14 protein-coding genes are annotated in these 16,283 nt (G+C 63.1%); 10 read left to right on the top strand and 4 right to left on the bottom strand.

Translation table 11 applies throughout. The features are described 5' to 3' along the window. Positions 1-66: 66 nt before the first annotated feature. The 3 genes from AR540_RS12425 to AR540_RS12415 are packed head-to-tail and all read left to right on the top strand — an operon-like array spanning position 67 to position 4,108. A complete protein-coding gene (locus AR540_RS12425; protein WP_160328341.1) occupies positions 67-582 on the top strand; it encodes an RNA polymerase sigma factor in 516 nt (171 codons plus the stop codon). Next, positions 579-3,497, top strand: a complete 2,919-nt coding sequence (locus AR540_RS12420) for a hypothetical protein (protein ID WP_059229336.1) — start codon at positions 579-581, stop codon at positions 3,495-3,497. The genes AR540_RS12425 and AR540_RS12420 overlap by 4 nt, the downstream gene beginning before the upstream one ends. Next, on the top strand, positions 3,482-4,108 hold the full coding sequence (locus AR540_RS12415) for a phage tail protein (protein ID WP_059229332.1): 627 nt from the start codon (positions 3,482-3,484) through the stop codon (positions 4,106-4,108). Before AR540_RS12420 ends, AR540_RS12415 begins: the two co-directional genes overlap by 16 nt. A gap of 72 nt (positions 4,109-4,180) precedes the next feature. Here the strand turns inward: AR540_RS12415 and AR540_RS25405 are convergent, their stop codons facing one another. Next, positions 4,181-4,444, bottom strand: coding sequence for a hypothetical protein (locus AR540_RS25405; RefSeq protein WP_153014230.1), 264 nt, complete (start codon positions 4,442-4,444; stop codon positions 4,181-4,183). Positions 4,445-4,702: 258 nt separating this feature from the next. On the opposite strand from AR540_RS25405, the gene AR540_RS12410 reads away from it, so the two are divergent. Both AR540_RS12410 and AR540_RS12405 read left to right on the top strand, forming a co-directional pair. Next, complete coding sequence (locus AR540_RS12410; protein ID WP_059229331.1) at positions 4,703-5,326, top strand: hypothetical protein; 624 nt, start codon at positions 4,703-4,705, stop codon at positions 5,324-5,326. A gap of 247 nt (positions 5,327-5,573) precedes the next feature. Continuing rightward, the gene (locus tag AR540_RS12405; RefSeq protein ID WP_059229329.1) at positions 5,574-5,780 is read left to right on the top strand and encodes a helix-turn-helix domain-containing protein; all 207 of its coding nucleotides are present in this window, start codon (positions 5,574-5,576) and stop codon (positions 5,778-5,780) included. Here AR540_RS12405 and AR540_RS12400 read toward each other — a convergent pair. Beyond that, positions 5,740-8,811 carry a PAS domain S-box protein gene (locus tag AR540_RS12400; RefSeq protein WP_059229327.1) on the bottom strand — a complete coding sequence of 1,024 codons (3,072 nt, stop codon included), beginning with the start codon at positions 8,809-8,811 and terminating at the stop codon, positions 5,740-5,742. The two genes, AR540_RS12405 and AR540_RS12400, sit on opposite strands and share 41 nt — an antisense overlap. 27 nt (positions 8,812-8,838) lie before the next feature. Further along, a complete protein-coding gene (gene aroA, locus AR540_RS12395; protein ID WP_059229324.1) occupies positions 8,839-10,107 on the bottom strand; it encodes a 3-phosphoshikimate 1-carboxyvinyltransferase in 1,269 nt (422 codons plus the stop codon). 204 nt (positions 10,108-10,311) lie between these two features. Here aroA and AR540_RS12390 point away from each other — a divergent pair, with 204 nt between their 5' ends. The 5 genes from AR540_RS12390 (at position 10,312) to AR540_RS12370 (ending at position 15,479) form a co-directional block, all read left to right on the top strand. Then, entirely contained in the window at positions 10,312-11,889 is a 1,578-nt protein-coding gene (locus tag AR540_RS12390) for an alkaline phosphatase D family protein (RefSeq protein WP_059229322.1), read from the top strand. Between the two features lie 96 nt (positions 11,890-11,985). After that, entirely contained in the window at positions 11,986-12,930 is a 945-nt protein-coding gene (locus AR540_RS12385; protein ID WP_059229319.1) for a DNA replication terminus site-binding protein, read from the top strand. A gap of 731 nt (positions 12,931-13,661) precedes the next feature. After that, positions 13,662-14,318 (top strand): hypothetical protein, encoded by a 657-nt coding sequence (locus tag AR540_RS12380; protein ID WP_153014229.1) that lies wholly within the window; start codon positions 13,662-13,664, stop codon positions 14,316-14,318. Next, positions 14,315-14,806, top strand: a complete 492-nt coding sequence (locus AR540_RS12375) for a DUF2269 family protein (protein WP_059229316.1) — start codon at positions 14,315-14,317, stop codon at positions 14,804-14,806. Before AR540_RS12380 ends, AR540_RS12375 begins: the two co-directional genes overlap by 4 nt. Positions 14,807-14,885: 79 nt before the next feature. Then, positions 14,886-15,479, top strand: coding sequence for a DUF1349 domain-containing protein (locus AR540_RS12370; protein WP_059229315.1), 594 nt, complete (start codon positions 14,886-14,888; stop codon positions 15,477-15,479). A gap of 11 nt (positions 15,480-15,490) precedes the next feature. Here AR540_RS12370 and AR540_RS12365 read toward each other — a convergent pair whose 3' ends face one another. Further along, positions 15,491-16,264 carry an L-iditol 2-dehydrogenase gene (locus AR540_RS12365; RefSeq protein WP_059229313.1) on the bottom strand — a complete coding sequence of 258 codons (774 nt, stop codon included), beginning with the start codon at positions 16,262-16,264 and terminating at the stop codon, positions 15,491-15,493. Positions 16,265-16,283: the final 19 nt, after the last annotated feature.

Genomic DNA, 16,283 nt, shown 5'->3' with positions numbered 1-16,283 from the left:
ATGGCTAAGAGCTTGGCGACAGGGAGTAAAGGGGGGCAGGAGCGAGCGGCAATCTGGAGCGTTCTCATGGCCTACGAGCCCATCATGTGGCAGAGATGCAGTCAGATGATCCGTAGCCGTCAAGAAGCCGAGGATGTCTTGAGTGACTTGCGTCTACGGCTCTTCGGGCAATTGGAGAGACAGCCGGACTTACTGGATTCGATCCAGAATATCGCTGCCTGGATGCGCCGGGTAGCTAGCAATCACTGCATCGACTACCTGCGTAGAATCCCGCGAACCTGTGATCTGGAGAGCGTGGATGTCCAGCTGGAGGGCAACATCTGCTGGCAGCCTCATGCACTTTGCCCAGAGCGCCAGGCTTGCCTGCAGGAAGAGATAGACGTTCTAGAAAGGGCGTTGGGTTCATTGCCCAAGCCACTGGGCGATCTTCTGCAGCAACGCTGCATTCAGGGCATCGAGTACCACGAACTGGCTGTCATCCACACCCTCAGCGAGCCTAACCTGCGCAAGCGGGTCCAACTGGCTCGACGACAGTTGCGCTCTCGTTTGGACACCGCTGCTGTCTCGAGCGCAAGGCGATGAGGCGGAATGTCGGCTCGGCACAGCTGGAGTGGCACTGGAAGACGGACGTCGAGCAGCCCATGGTCGCCGGGGAGGTACAAATCGGTGGCCGCTCGCTGGCTTTTCAACTGACGAGTGCCGCGTTGGAACGGGGCTGGTGGTTGCTGCCAGGCGCGAAGCCTTGGCTGCTGATTGTGTATTTGATCAAGGAGGACGAGTACTGGTGGTTGGGCGTGCGCAGCCAGGAGGGCCAGCCCCGGTACCAGACGTCCAAGGTCCACGAATGGGAGATGGAGCTGTCTCCCGAGGTCAGTGCAGGCCGTCTGGAGCTACCACCTCCTTGGGTGGCCAGTTGGCAACTTCAAAAAGAGAAGGCCACTTGGATCAATCTCACTCTCGAGATCCCGGGCGTGAGCACCGAGTCATCAGGCAGCCTGGCGTTCGAGGCCAGTTTGGGAGTAGGCAGGCAGGAGTGGCGTACCAATCTGCCGGCGCCCCTGAGTCATTGGGAGTGCTCCCTGAGCCTGACCATCTCTCCTGACAACCATTGCCGATGCGAGGCCAGGCTTCCGATTCTCTCCGGCAAGCTGCACGACGAGCGCCTGGAGCGTTGGCCTCCGGTACCTGCTCCTGCGCCGGAACGGGACCCGACGACCAATCCTGGGGTGGGGGACGTGGAGCCGTTCCAGCAACTAGGCTTCCTGACATTGTTACTGACGGAAGCGAAGGTGACGGAGGACGCGGCGTGCACCCGATTCTTCGAATTGAGCAACGCTTCGGATTTTTATCAAGCTCTGTTGAAGCAGGCGCCGAAGCTGTCGGGGCTTCAGCAGCTGGCCGGTGCGTTCCGCGCCGGAGCGGAGGGCTGGATAGGCCAGTACGTGCCTGAACTCGGCGAACTGACCCCGCCCTTCAATCGACTAGCGAAGCCGGAGGCTAGGCAACTGCTGGAAACGCCGCACAGGGATCATGGTGATTTGGCGCAAGCGCTGGACCAGCTCTTCGGCATGCCGGCGCTGCAGTTGTTCGAATCGACCGACTTCAAGCAGCAACAACAACGCCTAGCCAACAGTTACGCAGTGCTACTGATCTTGGACCAGAGCCAGGACTTCGTTGTGCAGGAATTAGACAAGGGGCTGCGAGTCTTGGCTCTCGTACAGCACCTCCAACTGCTCCTTGGCCGGACTGCCATCGAGGCGGCACAGCAGGCCCGCCCGTTACTTGACGCTCGTTTGTTCCCCTTGCCACAGGGCGGGGATGGTCGTTCCCCTCCGGGCCTGCTGCTGGGAGTCGGTCAGCTTTATGAGTGCGCCGAAAGCCGCCTTGGCTACAGCCTCGGGCCCTTGGCCGAGACGGTCAATCTGTTACCTGGAGAACGGCAGATCAGTCGCCTGCATCAGGAAGCCAGTGTACGCGACGATCGGCAGTCGCAACTGGATCATGGACGGCGCTTCCAGCAGCGTAGGACGAGCGATCAGCGCTCGCTGGAATTACCACAGGTGGCTCAGCGTACTCAATTCAACGACCTGGCCGAGCAGTATGGCGCCGATGGTCTTAGCCAAACCATCAAGGGAAACTATCTGGTAGAGCCTGTGCGAGTCTCTGGGCAGGACTACCAGCCCATCGAGGCGGCACGACAGGAAGCCCAGCACCTCTTCGATGAGGCTATCGGACAGCTCCGCCAGAAAGTAAGGCAGGCCCGGGAGTGGGTCGTGCAGACGCGTTGGGAAAGCAGCCGATGGCAACGTCTGAGCAACTGCAGCGAGCAGAGCCGGCGCGGTTTTCACTACTGGCTGCTTGAGCGACGCGAGGCACGGCTGCGCCACTTTGGCCCACGGCTGTTCCTGTACTGGTCGCTGCAAGCGCCCGCCCGGAGTTTCATCGACCAACTCAATGCCGAGACGGGGCAGCGCTGGCAATTGCCAGCTGCCCCCTGGGAGTCGTTACCTGACGATGCCGGCGTTGCAACGCCGGCGGCTCTTACCCAGGCCGATTACATACGTCTGGCGAATCGCTACGGATTACAGCTCATCTTGCAAGCACCCCAGGAAAAACTGTCGTCGAGCCATCTGGTCGTTGCCAACCCTGCAGGAATGGGCAGCCAACTGGAAATTCCTGACGGCTATCTGGCCATGAGCCTGACCTATGCCTGCATCGCTGGCAGCCAGGGGTACCTGCTCGTGGGCGGGCAAGTCTTCGATCTGGCACAACCGAAGAGCGTCACTCTGGGTGGTATAGCCGGTAAATTGGCGGTCAGTCTGGCGGGAACGCTCGCGGGGCAACAGGTAAGCGTGCGGCTGGACTATACCGCCCGCACCTATACGGTTCGCCGAGCGCTTTGGCAGGCACGAGCCTACGCCCAACTGATGGAGGGCTATCAGCAAGCGCGGTCAACGCTTTGCGAAGCGTTGAGGAGTTTTAACGCCGCACGCGTCGGCGGACTTGCCGAGCGTCTAGTGGATCGACTTGTTGGCGCCATTCTGGAGGCTATCCAAAGTCACTACCCTGACCAGGAAGGGCTATTGCAACGGCGCGCCCTGCAGTTGGAGCCCTGGCTACGCCGGGTGCTGCCTTGGCAGCAAGCTGTCCTGGGCCAAGTCAGTAAAGACAATCCGGGTGACTGGGTGCCTCTGAATAGGCAGAGTGGCGATGAGTTCGAGGCCTTGCTGGGGGCTGACGAACTCAGGCTGACCATCCCGCTGGAAAGCGCGGAAGCCGAGCGATTCTGCTACATGCTACAGAGTGGTGGGCGGCTTTGGTTGGGCCAGCCCGGGCGAGCGCCGGTATTCGCCCAGGACCGGTCGCTGCAGATTTTCTGGGATGATGTGCGGGACCAGCCCCTAGCCCCCGATCATCGCTGGACCTTCCATGTCGATACCTGTCACCGCTATCTCAACGATATGCTCGGGTTGCTGCCGCCATGCGCCGATATCTGAGCGCCCTGGAGGCAGCGCAGCCAATCGGTGGAGTGATCGCCTATGCCGGCCCCGTGGCCTTCGATCAGCCTCGAAATGCGCAGGCTCCCTATCCACCTGGGCAATTGCAGGCCTATCGATTGCGTCTGGCCCGGCAAGGATGGCTGCTGTGCGATGGCGGTAGTGTCGCTATCGCCCGCTATCCCAGGCTCTTTCGTGCAATAGGTTTCATCTACGGCCAGGGCCAGGATGCCCAGGGAAACATTCAACCAGGATATTTTCAGCTACCCGACTACCGGGGGCGGGTGTTGCGAGGCGTCAGTGGAGGCGCTACCGATCCCCTGGGTTTGGAAAATGCTCAGCAGCCGCGAGACCCGGATGCAAGTTCGCGATCCGAGCAGGGGCCTGGAGGCTGGAGTGGCAATGCCGTCGGCAGCCTGCAGTACGATGCGCTGCAGGAACACGAGCACCAGTATGAAAAGGCCTCATCCCCTTCCAGGGGAGGGCAGCAGGGTGCTCAAGATTTTAGCCAGAACGCAATGGCGGATACTGAGAAAATCAAGAATGCGCGGGTGAGCGAGGAAACTCGTATGAAGAACCAGTACGTGCATTTCCTCATACGAGCTTTCTGAGGGTGATTGTCTCAACTCCACCATCTCAGTGGGCCAGGTCCAATAAGACCTGGCCTTGGTCATGAGGGCTGGCTAAACTTGAGTGATCACTATTTCAGTGTCTTTTACTTCAATCTTTAATGTTGAGTCGTGCTCTGGAATCAAATGGTCTTTTTTGATTTCCTTCGGGTGTGTCGTTTTAGTTACAGTTACCGTGCGCGTCCCGGACTCCACCTGCTTAGAGGTATTGTAGGCAGCCCCGTTTTCTCCCCATCGAGCATCGCCGACCATTATGGCTTTGACGTTTTCCTTCTGGGTGCCGCTAGGGGATTCAACTGTCACATTGACCTTGACCATCGTGGTCTCTCCATATTCTCATCGATTCAGGACGTGTCTAGACAGCGCCGCTGTGAACTCCCTCGGCCATGTCGTCGACCTTCTACTGACGCGTTTTCTTATTTGGTGTGAAGCGCTTTTCAAAAATCAGGTAACTATCCGTTACTCAGGTCATTATCTAAGCGGCCAGGTAAGAATTCACAAAATCATGACCTGAACGTCAGGGCAGGCAAGCTTCGACATCCTGTCGTTGCCAATACCGCGAGCAAGGAACACACCATGACCGTTTTCAACGTAAACTTCGCTGTCGACGATATGCAGGGCAAGACCGTATTGGTCTTCCTCAAACCCCAGAATCCGCAACGTGATTACCGTATCCATGCCTGGCAGATACTGACGGGGTCGGCTGGGGCTACCGAGTCCTTTACCTACGAGGCGGTCATCGAAACCGATGTGACTACCGTGGGCGAAAAGCCGGGTAACGTCATCATTTCGGGACGTCACCAGGCATCTCCAGGTAATTTGCTGCAAGCGGTCAGTCCCAGTGGGTTGTCGCCGATCCTTCAACCGGCATCCTCCTCCTTGGCATTGGAGAAGCTCACTCCGCAGCAGTGCGGGGTCATCAATAGCACCAATCCCTACATCCAGTTGGATAGCAACTGGTACGTCAATGGGCGGCCTGTGGTAACCATGCCCAAGGTCGACGCACGCATGACGGTGAGTTTCGAATACGAGCCGAATTTCTACTTCATGGTGGCCACGCCTCCCATGGTTGGTCAGACGTACATCGTGCAGAACTTCTCCGACATGACCCAGTACGTCGCGCCTGTCACCGCGACCGAGGTGGATGTCACCCTGACCCGTCAGAACGGCCTGTGGTCCTTCGATTTCGCGGCCCGTTGAGACATCGAAAACCACCAGCCCCTGATGAGCAATCATTAGGGGCTTTTCTGTCTCAGTAGTCCCTTTTCATGGCTAGCCAGCCCGCCTAACGTGTCTCTGGCTACTTGCTGGCAAGAGGACTAGCCGCCAAGGACGCGGTCGCTGGAGCAAACCGAGTGGGACGCAGGGGCCGGCACCGGGCAAGTCAAGGCGCATAGCCTGGCGTACGGCAGGCCATGACGGTGGGCGTTTCCGGGTGGACCTGAACATGCTGTGCCGCGACTTGGCGATCGCCCATCAGCGACTGCTGCTGCAGGCGCGGCGCAATCTAACCTTCACCCAGGCCCCGGTCGCGGAAATCGCCGAGGCCCTGGGTTTCGCCGATCCCGCCTACTTCGCCCGCTGCTTTCGTCGCGGAACCGGCCAGAGCCCGCTCAACTATCGACGTCGTGCAGGTGGGCAGCATCAGCTTTGAGGTCGGTGTCCGCGGCGGCCAGGGTCTCACCGATGCGAGCCGCCAGCACGTCCAGGTTGAAGGGCTTGGCGATCAGGGTCATCCCTGGTTCCAGGTAGCCCTCCAGGTGGGCACCCTCGGCATAGCCGGTGGCGAAGACGACCTTGAGGCCGGGCCGGCGCTGGCGGGCGATTTCCGCCAGTTGGCGACCGTTCATGCCGGGTAGGCCGACATCCGACAGCAGTAGATCGATGGGACGCGTGCCTTCCAGGATCGGCAGGGCGCCCCGGGCGTCCTCGGCTTGCAGCGTCGCATAGCCCAGCTCCCTCAGCAGCTCCACCACCATCTGCCGGACCACGGGTTCGTCCTCGACCACCAGGATGGTCTTGCCGGCCCCGTTGGGCGTCACGGTCGAGGGCGTAGCACGCGGCACCTCGACATCGGCCCCCAGGTAGCGTGGGAGGTACAGACCCACGGTGGTACCACGCCCGGGGAGGGAGTCGAGGCGGACGTGGCCCTTGGACTGCTTGGCATAGCCGTAGATCATCGACAGGCCCAGCCCCGTGCCCTGGCCGATGGGCTTGGTGGTGAAGAAGGGATCGAAGGCCCGTGCCATGACTTCCGGCGGCATCCCGGTACCGTCGTCAGTCACCAGCAGGGCGACGTAGTCGCCGGCGCTCACCGCATCCAGGCCGTTGCCGCTCTCGCTCAGGTAGACATTGCGCGTCTCGATGCGGATCGTCCCGCCATCGGGCAGGGCATCGCGGGCGTTGAGGACCAGGTTGAGCAGGGCGCTTTCCAGCTGGTGGGCGTCCGTCAGCGCCTGCCAGAGGTCGGCGTGCAGATCCAGCACCAGGCCGATGTCGCCGCGCAGGCTGCGCAGCAGCAGCTCCTCCATGGAGCGCACGCTATCGTTGACCTGGATCGGCTGCAGATCCAGCGCCTGGCGCCGGGAGAAGGCCAGCAGCCGCTGGGTGAGGGCTGCCGCGCGCTGGGCGGAGGTCAGGGCGGAGTTGAGATACTGATCGAACTTCTCCTGGCGTCCGGCCTTGTGATGGCGCTGCAGCATGTCCAGGCTGCCCATGATGCCGGTCAGCAAGTTGTTGAAGTCGTGGGCGATGCCGCCGGTGAGCTGGCCGACCGCTTCCATCTTCTGCGCCTGACGCAGCTGTTCCTGCAATTCCTGCTGTTCGGTGACGTCCCGGCCCACGGCGTAGATGAGGTCGTCTTCGGCACTGGCCGTCCAGTCGAGGACACGATAGCTACCGTCACGGGCTCGTACGCGGGCCCTGAGGCTGGCGGCGCCCTGGCGCGAGCCCAGGTTGCGCAGGGTGTCGAACACCTGGCGCTGGTCATCGGGATGGACCAGCTCGGTCAATTGCAGGGTGGCCAGATCGGTCTCGCGGCGACCCAGCAGACGGGTCGCCGCGCTGTTGACCGTCTTGACCTCGCCATCGGCGTGGCAGATCACCATGAGGTCGTGGCTGATGCGCCACATCCGGTCGCGCTCGCGAGTCCGCAGTTCGATCTGCTGTTCGAGTTCCTGGCGCGAGCGGGTGAGCACCTCGCGGGCGTCCACGATGCTCTGGATGTCGGTGCAGGTACCGAACCACTGCTCGATCCGCCCCATGGCATCGCGGACCGGCTGGGCCCGGCCGAGCACCCAGCGATAGCGCCCGGAGCGGTGCCGCAGCCGGTATTCGATGTGATAGGGCTCGCCGGTGCTGAGGCTGTGGTGCCAGACCTTCCAGGTGCGTTCCTGGTCGTCGGGGTGGAAGACATTGGCCCAGCCTTCGCCTTCCGTGGAGCCCTCGGGCACGCCAGTGAACTCGTACCAGCGGTCGTTGAAGTAGAAATGGTGACCGTCGGGGCGGGTGGCCCAGACCATCTGGTCGATGGAGTTGATGATGGCCCGCAGCTGCGCCTCGTTGCGCGCCAGCTCCTGGGACTGCCGGCGATGACCGCTGATGTCGATGAACAGCACGGCGAAGCGATCACCGGGTAGGCGATGCGCCCGTACCTCGTACCAGTGCTCGCGCGGCAGGTGCAGCAGGATGTCGAACTGGATGAACTCCGCATCCGAGTTCATGAAGTCGGCATAGGCCGGCAGCAAATCCGCCTGCAATTGCGGCAGGGATTCGCGCAGCGTCTTGCCCACAACCTGCTCCAGCGGGACGCCGGTGAGGCTGGAGAAGATGGGATTGACCTCCAAGAAGCGGAAATCCTGCATCCGCCCGTCGGCGTCGCGAATGGCCTGGGCCGTGTAGAAGCCCTCGCGCATGCCGTGGTAGAGCTCCTGCAACCAGACGTCCCGTTCGGTGATGGCGGCTTCGTTACGCTTGCGCTCGGTGATGTCGTAGCACACGCCGAGGTAGCGTCCCGTACCCTGGCCGGTCATCAGTTGGCCGCGCCGGCCGAGCCAGCGCTCTTCGCCGGTGTCGGCGCGGCGGATGCGGTATTCCAGGTAGTCCAGGGCGTCGTCGTCAGGGGTGGAGGTCAGGGTGCGCAGATTGCCGACGTCGTCCGGGTGCAGTTGCTTGACCAGTTCGTCCAGTGGATAGCTGCGCTTCTCGGGCAATCCCCATAGATGGCAGAAGCCCGAGGAAACCAGCAAGCGGGATTCCCCGGGCAGTAACTCGAAGGTGCCCACCCGGCCGACCTGCTGGGCCAGCCGCACCCGCTCCTCGGTCACCAGCTGTTCGCTGCGATCCTGCAGGACGTGGACGAAGCCCCTGACCTCGTCGGCCTCCTTCAGCGCCGTGGTCGCCACCTCCACCCAGCGAGTCTCCCCGCTGCGGACGCCGATCCAGCCCGCCCCCCGGCCGTGCTCCTCGATCAGCGCCTGGTGCTGGGCCGTGGCGAGGAAGCTGCCATCTCGTTCCGCTGCCAGCAAGTCAGAGAGTAGCCAGCCGAGGGTATCCGTCGCCGACCAGCCACAGAGCAGCTCGGCCCCGCGATTCCAGCGCTCGATGCGTCCCTGGCGATCGGTGACGATCAGGGCGTGGGACGTCAGCTGCGCCAGCGCCTGCTGCTCGAGCGAAGAAATCGACATTCGTGGCTTCCCTGTGACTGGCGCGCGTCAGGCTTCGACACCCTCGCTCAGTTGGACATTCAAACTGCGCAAGGCATTCCAGTACTCAGGATAGGTCTTGCCGACGCACTCCGGGTCGAGAATGCGAATGCCGGCCACCCTGAGGCCCGCCAAGGCGAAGCTCATGGCGATGCGGTGATCCGCGTGGGTTTCGATCACCGCCTCGACCTGGCTGCCGGCCAGCGTCGGATCGGCAGCGACCAGCAGGTCGTCTCCCTCGACCGCTGCCAGGCCGGGGAGGATGGCGTTCAGGCCGTCGTGCAGGGCCGCGACGCGGTCGCACTCCTTGACGCGCAGGTTGGCCAGCCCGACGAAGCGCACCGGGGTCTCGTTGAACGCCGCCAGCACCGCCAGGGTAGGAATGGCGTCCTGCATCTGCGAGCCATCGATGACGGCCGGCAGCCGCGGGAAGGCGGCAATGAATTCACGCGCCTTGGCATCGGGCTGGGTGAAGGCAGCGTCGGCCACGCCCAGGTCGATGGCGCCGCCGGTCAGGGCTTGGGCGGCCCAGAGATAGGTGGCGGCGGACGCATCCGGCTCGATGAAGTAGTCACGGGCGACGTAGCCGGTCGGGGCGACGCGCCAGGTAGCCGCATCGAGCTGCTCCACCTCGGCACCGAAGGCACGCATGGCGGCCACGGTGAGATCGACGTAACCACGGGCACCGATCTCGCTGCCGCGCAGGGCGACGTCCACGGGCTCGCGGCCCAGGGCGGCGAGCATCAGCAGGGCGGAGACGTACTGGCTGGAAAGACCGGCGTCCACCTCGAAGCGGCGGGCGTTCAGGCGACCCTGGCCCGCTACCGTAACCGGGGGACACCCAGTGGGAGCGTCCACCTGGATGCCGTTGGCGCTCAAGGTTTCCAGCAGGGGCCCGATGGGCCTTTTCTGCATGTAGGCGTCGCCGGTCAGGGTCACGTCGCCGTCGACGGTCGCCACTGCCGCGGTAAGGAAGCGCACGGCGGTCCCCGCGTTGCCCAGGAACAGGGGCTGCTCAGGGCGTTGCAGGCGGCCGGAGCTCGTCACCACGAAGGTGGTGGCGTCGGGTTCGTCGATGGTGACGCCCATCTGCCGCAGCGCTTCGGACATGTGGCGCGTGTCGTCGCTCTTGAGCGCACCGGAGAGACGGCTGGTACCCTTGGCCAAGGCCGCCAGCAGCAGCGCCCGGTTGGTGATGGACTTGGAGCCGGGCGGGGCGATCCGACCCTGCAGCGCGATGTTGGGAGGGGTGACGGTGATGTAGGGTCTCGCGGACATGGGGGCTCCAGGCAACTTCGCGACGGCCATGGCGGCGGGTCGCAACAAAGGCGCCATGATGCCATTTCACGCCGTTCAGGCCCAGGCATGTTGGCGCGTAATACCACCCCTATAGTCGATGGCCGCCCTTGGATACTCCTCGTTGTCACAACCAGGTCATCAGGGCGGGGTAGTGCTAGGGCTTTTCCGCCGGAGGCACCTGCCATGTCCCTGACCCGTCCCGATCGTCGTCGTGTCCTGCAAGGCCTGGGCGCTACGCTGCTGCTACCGGCCCTGGGCTCCCGTACCTGGGCTGCGCCCGGTGGGCGTCCCGCCATCACCGATGGGGTGCAGGCCGGTGATGTCACCCGGGATCGCGCCCTGATCTGGAGTCGCACGGACAAGCCGGCGCGCCTGTTGGTGGAGTGGGATACCCGGGAAAGTTTCAGCTCGGCGCGCAAGGTCGTCGGGCCCGTCGCCACCGCGATCCAGGACTACACGGCGCGCATCGATCTGCGCGGATTGCCCGCCGATCAGCGCATCTTCTATCGGGTCCGCTTCGAAGATGTGGATAGCGGAGCGCTCAGCGAGGCCGTCACGGGCCATCTGCGCGCGGCTCCGGGTCAGCGCGGCGACGTTCGCTTCGTCTGGGGGGCCGACACCGTTGGCCAGGGCTTCGGCATCAATCCCGATATTGGCGGCATGCGGATCTACACCGCCATGCGCGAACGCCGCCCAGATTTCTTCCTGCACAGTGGCGACACCATCTATGCGGACGGGCCGGTGCCGGCGCAAATGACCGTGGAAGAGGGCCGCATCTGGCGCAATCTCACCACGGAAGCCAAGAGCAAGGTGGCCGAGACGCTGGCTGAATTTCGCGGCAACTATCGCTACAACCTGATGGACGATCATTTGTGCCGCTTCAATGCCGAGGTGCCGCAGGTGTGGCAGTGGGACGATCATGAAACCACCAACAACTGGTCGCCGACCAAGGAGCTGGATGACCGTTACCAGGTGAAGGATATCGGCGTCCTGAGCCAGAGGGCGCGCCAGGCATTCCTGGAGTACGCCCCCATGCGCGGCGTTTCGGCCGACGGGGCAGGGCGCATCTATCGGCAGATCGCCTATGGTCCGCTGCTGGACGTCTTCGTGCTGGACATGCGCAGCTATCGCGCGGGCAACGACAGCAACCTGGGCCACGACGTCGGTGGGGCGGGGGCTTTCCTTGGGCGCGAGCAACTGGACTGGTTGAAGGGCCAGCTGCAGGCCTCGCGAGCCACCTGGAAGGTCATCGCCGCGGACATGCCCATCGGCCTGCAGGTCCCCGACGGCAAGGATGCCCAGGGGCAGGCGCGCTGGGAGGCGATCGCCAATGGCGATCCGGGTGCTCCGAAGGGCAGGGAGCTGGAGATCGCGGAGTTGCTGAGCTTCATCGCTCGCCAACGCATCCGCAATACCGTCTGGCTGACGGGTGACGTGCATTACTGCGCGGCGCACCACTATCACCCGGATCGCGCCGCTTTCCAGGACTTCGAACCCTTCTGGGAATTCGTCGCCGGGCCGCTCAACGCCGGCAGCTTCGGCCCCAATCCGCTGGATGGCACCTTCGGTCCGGAGGTGGTCTTCCAGAAGGCACCACCCAAGCCCAATACCTCGCCCTTGGCCGGTTTTCAGTTCTTCGGCGAGGTGGAAATCGATGGCCAGTCAGGGCAGCTGACGATCGCTCTGCGAGATCTGGATGGCAAGGCTCAGTTCACCCAGATATTAACTCCTGAGCAAAATAATACCACCCCTATAACATAAGCAATCTATTTGTCCTACCTCTATGCAAGGTAATCAAAACAAGGCAATAAGGCGCTCAAATGCTACAATCTGGCAGTTATCTGGCTGGAGTCTGCAATGTACGAAGACATCAAGAGCGCCTTCGAGAACCTCCAGGCGAGTATCGTCGCCTTCAATGAGTTGTGGCCGAGCCGGGTAGTGGCGGCCAAGGTCTGGCGGCTGCCGCTGTTGACCCAGCAACGAGTGCCCGATCTCATCGAGGTCGAGGCCTTCGAGGGCAGTGCGGCAGTGGAGCTGACACGGGAAGCCCTGCTGGCCTTTCACCTCCAACCTGGGCAGGCGCCCGGAACGGTCAGCCGCCTGCCGGGCTACATCGCCCTGGGCGAACCCCTGGTGAAGGAAATCCTCGCCATCAACGCGTGCAAGCATGCCTTCAGCGCAGCCATCGAGCAGACCCGGCTGGAGCTGGAACTGGCACCGGAAGCCCGGCCGCGGATCATGCGCAAGGCACTGGGCGGGGCCTTCAATACCAAGCAGTTGATCCGCAAGGTGCACGGTTTCCCTGATCCGGTACGCCAGCTGACCTTCACCTGGGCCGGCCATACCGCCGGAGGCGAGAGGGTCACGGTGGCGAAAGTCCGCGAGCAGCTCAAGACGCTGGCCCTGGCCCGCGCGGATCGAGAGCACATCGCCCTGGATCGCACGCCGGAGTGGCAGGAGCACCAGGCGCTGATCCGTATGGCGGATGACGACATCCTGGTCAGGCACAAGAAGATCGCGCCTCATCCCAGGGCCATGCTGTGGTTCGGTGAGGAAAGCCGTTACGACGCCATGATCCACGCCAACCTGCCCGTTTTCGTGGTGCCGGCCCAGGACGGCATGCAGGTGGTGGAGCTGCGTGACTTCGACCGGACCCAGCGCGGCGCTTTGCGTCCGGACATCAAACCCCGCCGCGAAGTGCTGGCCACACGCCTGTTGTACCTGCCCACGGACAATCCGGAACGGCCAGCCGCCCAGAGAAACAACGAAGCCACGTTGAAGCGTTCGACCTACAGTCGCTGATCGAGGCGGGGGAGGCAAGGTCGTTACCGGATGCAGCCAGGTCGTAACGAGATCCTTCGGCAGCGGGTGAAAAGGTAACGAAATCTTCGCTGCGCCGGGCCTGTGACTGGTTGTTATTTTTTAAAATCCTTTATTTTCAATGACTTGATAATGTTGGCACAGTGCCTGCTTTATTATTGGCACAAGAACAACAAGATGCGCCGCCACAAGCCCACAACAAGAACAAGACGGCTGAAGCTCGCGAACCGATCATTTTGGAGCTCCTTCGAGTGACCAAAGTAATCTGTTCACTTCCCACCTCCTGGTGGGGCGTACTGACAATCGATGACGCTGACGTCCGACAACAAAAACAAGAGGACAACGCGTACCTGGATTAGGGAGCCCGAGGGCTCCCTTTTTTCTTGCCTGGCGAAAAGTCCCGCCGAATCGCCAAGCCATGCCCGGTACCGTCTTTCGGCAGACTGAAGCGAGCCCTGCATGCGTCCCTGAGTTGTCCTATGCTCCCCTAAGCGTCGCCGTCAGTTCGGGGACGAGTCTGTGGTTGGACAGGGGATGGGATGGATGCCGGTAGAACTGCGCGTGATGGTGGTCGGTGCATACGGAAACTTCGGTTCCATCAACTGAACCAGGCGGCCGCGGCCCGGGGCGTCGCCATCCTCAGCGGCTGTAGCTCGGTACCCACCCTGTCAGCGGCCGTCATCGACGCCTTCATTGCCCGAGCAGGCGACAACATGCGCGTCGAAACGCTGCACTACGGCATCACCTCGTCCGCCAGGATGCCGGGCCTTTCCACCGTCAAGGGTGTGCTCAGTTATGCCGGCCGCCCCATTCCGCAGTGGCGCAATGGCCAGCCCGTCGAGGTAGCAGGGTGGCAGGGACTGTACCCGGTGAAGATAAAGGGCATCCGCGGCTGGCGGCTGGTCGCCGATGTGGACGTGCCGGACATGGAGCTTTTCCCCCAGCGCTATGGCGCACGCGACGTCCGTTTCAAGGCCGGGCCCGGGCTGGCGCTAGGCACCCTGGCCAACTATCTGCTGGCGAGGCTCGTGCGTAGTGGCGTGGTGAGCGACACCGACCGGGTGGCGCGCTGGTTGCATCGCCTTGGCCAGGGGTTCGAGAAGTTCGGCAACGGCAAGAGTGCTTTCTACCTGGAGCTGACCGGCCTGGCAGCGGATGACCGCCCCCTGAGCTACCGCTGGGAGTTGCTGGCGACGCATGACAAGGGACCGCAGATTCCCTGCTGCGCGGCCATCGCTCTGGCGCGGAAGATGGCTGCCGGTTATCGACCAGTCCCCGGTGCCCGCATCTGCGTGGGTGAGCTGGACCTACAGGAGTACCTGGACGAGATAGGCCCCTCGTTCATCACGGTCACGGAGTGGACGCGATGACCTATCTGACACTGAAGTATCTGCACATCCTGGCCGCCGTGTTCCTGTTCGGCTTCGGCATGAGCTCCTATCTCTACCTGATCGCCGCTACCCGCAGCCGCAGGCCCCAGGTGATCGCCGAGGTTGCACGGATGGTGGTGTTCTTCGATACCTGGATCACCACGCCGGCGGGATTCCTGCAACTGGGCACGGGCATCGCGCTGGTCAGCCTGCTGGGGCTCCCGGTATCTTCGGGCTGGGTGTCGGGTTCGCTGGTGCTATTCTTCGCGATAGGCGCACTCTGGCTACCCGTGCTCTGGCTGCAAGGTCGGATGCTGCAGCTGGCCCAGGGGGCCGTCGCCGAGGGCAGGGCGCTGGGGCCGGAATTCCAGCGAGCATATGCACTCTGGTTCTGGATGGGCGTAGCGGGCTTTTCAGGAATGTTCGTCATCGTCCTGATGATGGTCACCAAGCTCTATCCCCATCAGCTGCTGGCCTTCTTCGGCTAGCGTCGACAGCTGCCTCCTTTGGCACGCCGCGGTACCTTGGACTAAGGTGTCCGCAGCCCAACTCACTCTGGATGCTGCCATGGAATCCGCGAACGTCCCGTCTCCCCTTTGGCTGAACGAGCCGCGACGCTGGTCCGAGATCGAGGGTTCGCTGCACGTCCGCACCGACGCCGACAGTGACTTCTGGCAGAAGACCCAGTACGGCTTCGCGCGCGACAGCGGGCATTTTCTCGGCCACCCGGTGGCAGCGGACTTCACCGCGCAAGTCAGGGTCACCGGGACCTTCACCGCACTGTACGACCAGGCCGGGCTGATGGTGCGCCGGAGCAGCGAGCGGTGGTGCAAGACCGGGCTGGAGATCAACGACGGCATCGCCCACCTGGGCAGCGTCCTGACGCTGGGACATTCCGACTGGGCGCTGGGGGCGGTACCGGATGCATTGCACGGTTTCTGGCTGCGCCTGACGCTGCAGGCCGAGGTGCTGCGCATCCAGTACTCGCTCGATGGCCAGCTCTGGCCGTTGCTGCGCCTGTGCCGCTTCGCGCAGGGCGAGGGTGGGGCCTTGCAGGTCGGGCCCTATTGCTGCTCGCCGCAGCGCGAAGGCCTGGAAGTCACCTTCGCCGACCTGCGGATCGGTCCGGCGCTCGGCAAGGACCTGCACGACCTGAGCTGAAGGCGCATCGCTCAGCTCATCCAGTTGCCACCGTCGACGTTGTAGGTCTGGGACACCACGTAGTCGCTGTCGCTGGATGCCAGGAACAGCGCCATGCCCACCAGGTCCTGCGCCGTGCCCATCCGGCCATAGGGGACGGCCTCGCCGACCAGACGTTTCTTCTCACCCAGCGGGCGATTCTCGTAACGCGCGAAGAGAGCGTCCACACCCGCCCAGTGCTCGCCGTCCACCACACCGGGGGCGATGGCATTGACGTTGATGCGGTGCTCGATGAGGTTGAGACCTGCCGACTGGGTGAGGCTGATCACGGCGGCCTTGGTCGCGCAATAGACCGCGACCAGGGCTTCCCCGCGGCGGCCGGCCTGGCTGGCCATGTTGATGATCTTGCCGCCGTGGCCCTGGACGATCATCTGCCGCGCGGCGGCCTGCAAGGTGAAGAGGGTACCGGCGACGTTGATGGCGAACAGCCGGTCATAGCTTTCGCGGGTGATCTCGACGATGGGTGCCAGGTCGAACAGCGCCGCGTTGTTGACCAGGATATCCAGCTTGCCGGTGGTGGCGACCACCTGGGCGATGGCGGCGTCGATGGCGACCTGGTCGGTCACGTCCAACGCCACGGCATAGGCGCGATCGCCCAGCTCCGCGGCGGTCTCGCGAGCCTTGTCGATGTTGATGTCGGCGATGGCCACCGTCGCGCCTTGCTCGAGATAGGCCTTGGCGAAGGTCTTGCCAATGCCGCGGGCCGCTCCGGTGATCAGCGCGCTCTTTCCTTCCAGTCTGTTCATGCTCGTCGCTCCGCTGGGC

The organism is Pseudomonas sp. EpS/L25, from assembly GCF_001512295.1.
Lineage (GTDB): Bacteria > Pseudomonadota > Gammaproteobacteria > Pseudomonadales > Pseudomonadaceae > Chryseomonas.
Note: the sequence above shows the minus strand (reverse complement) of the source record. Positions and strands in the feature narration are given on the sequence as shown.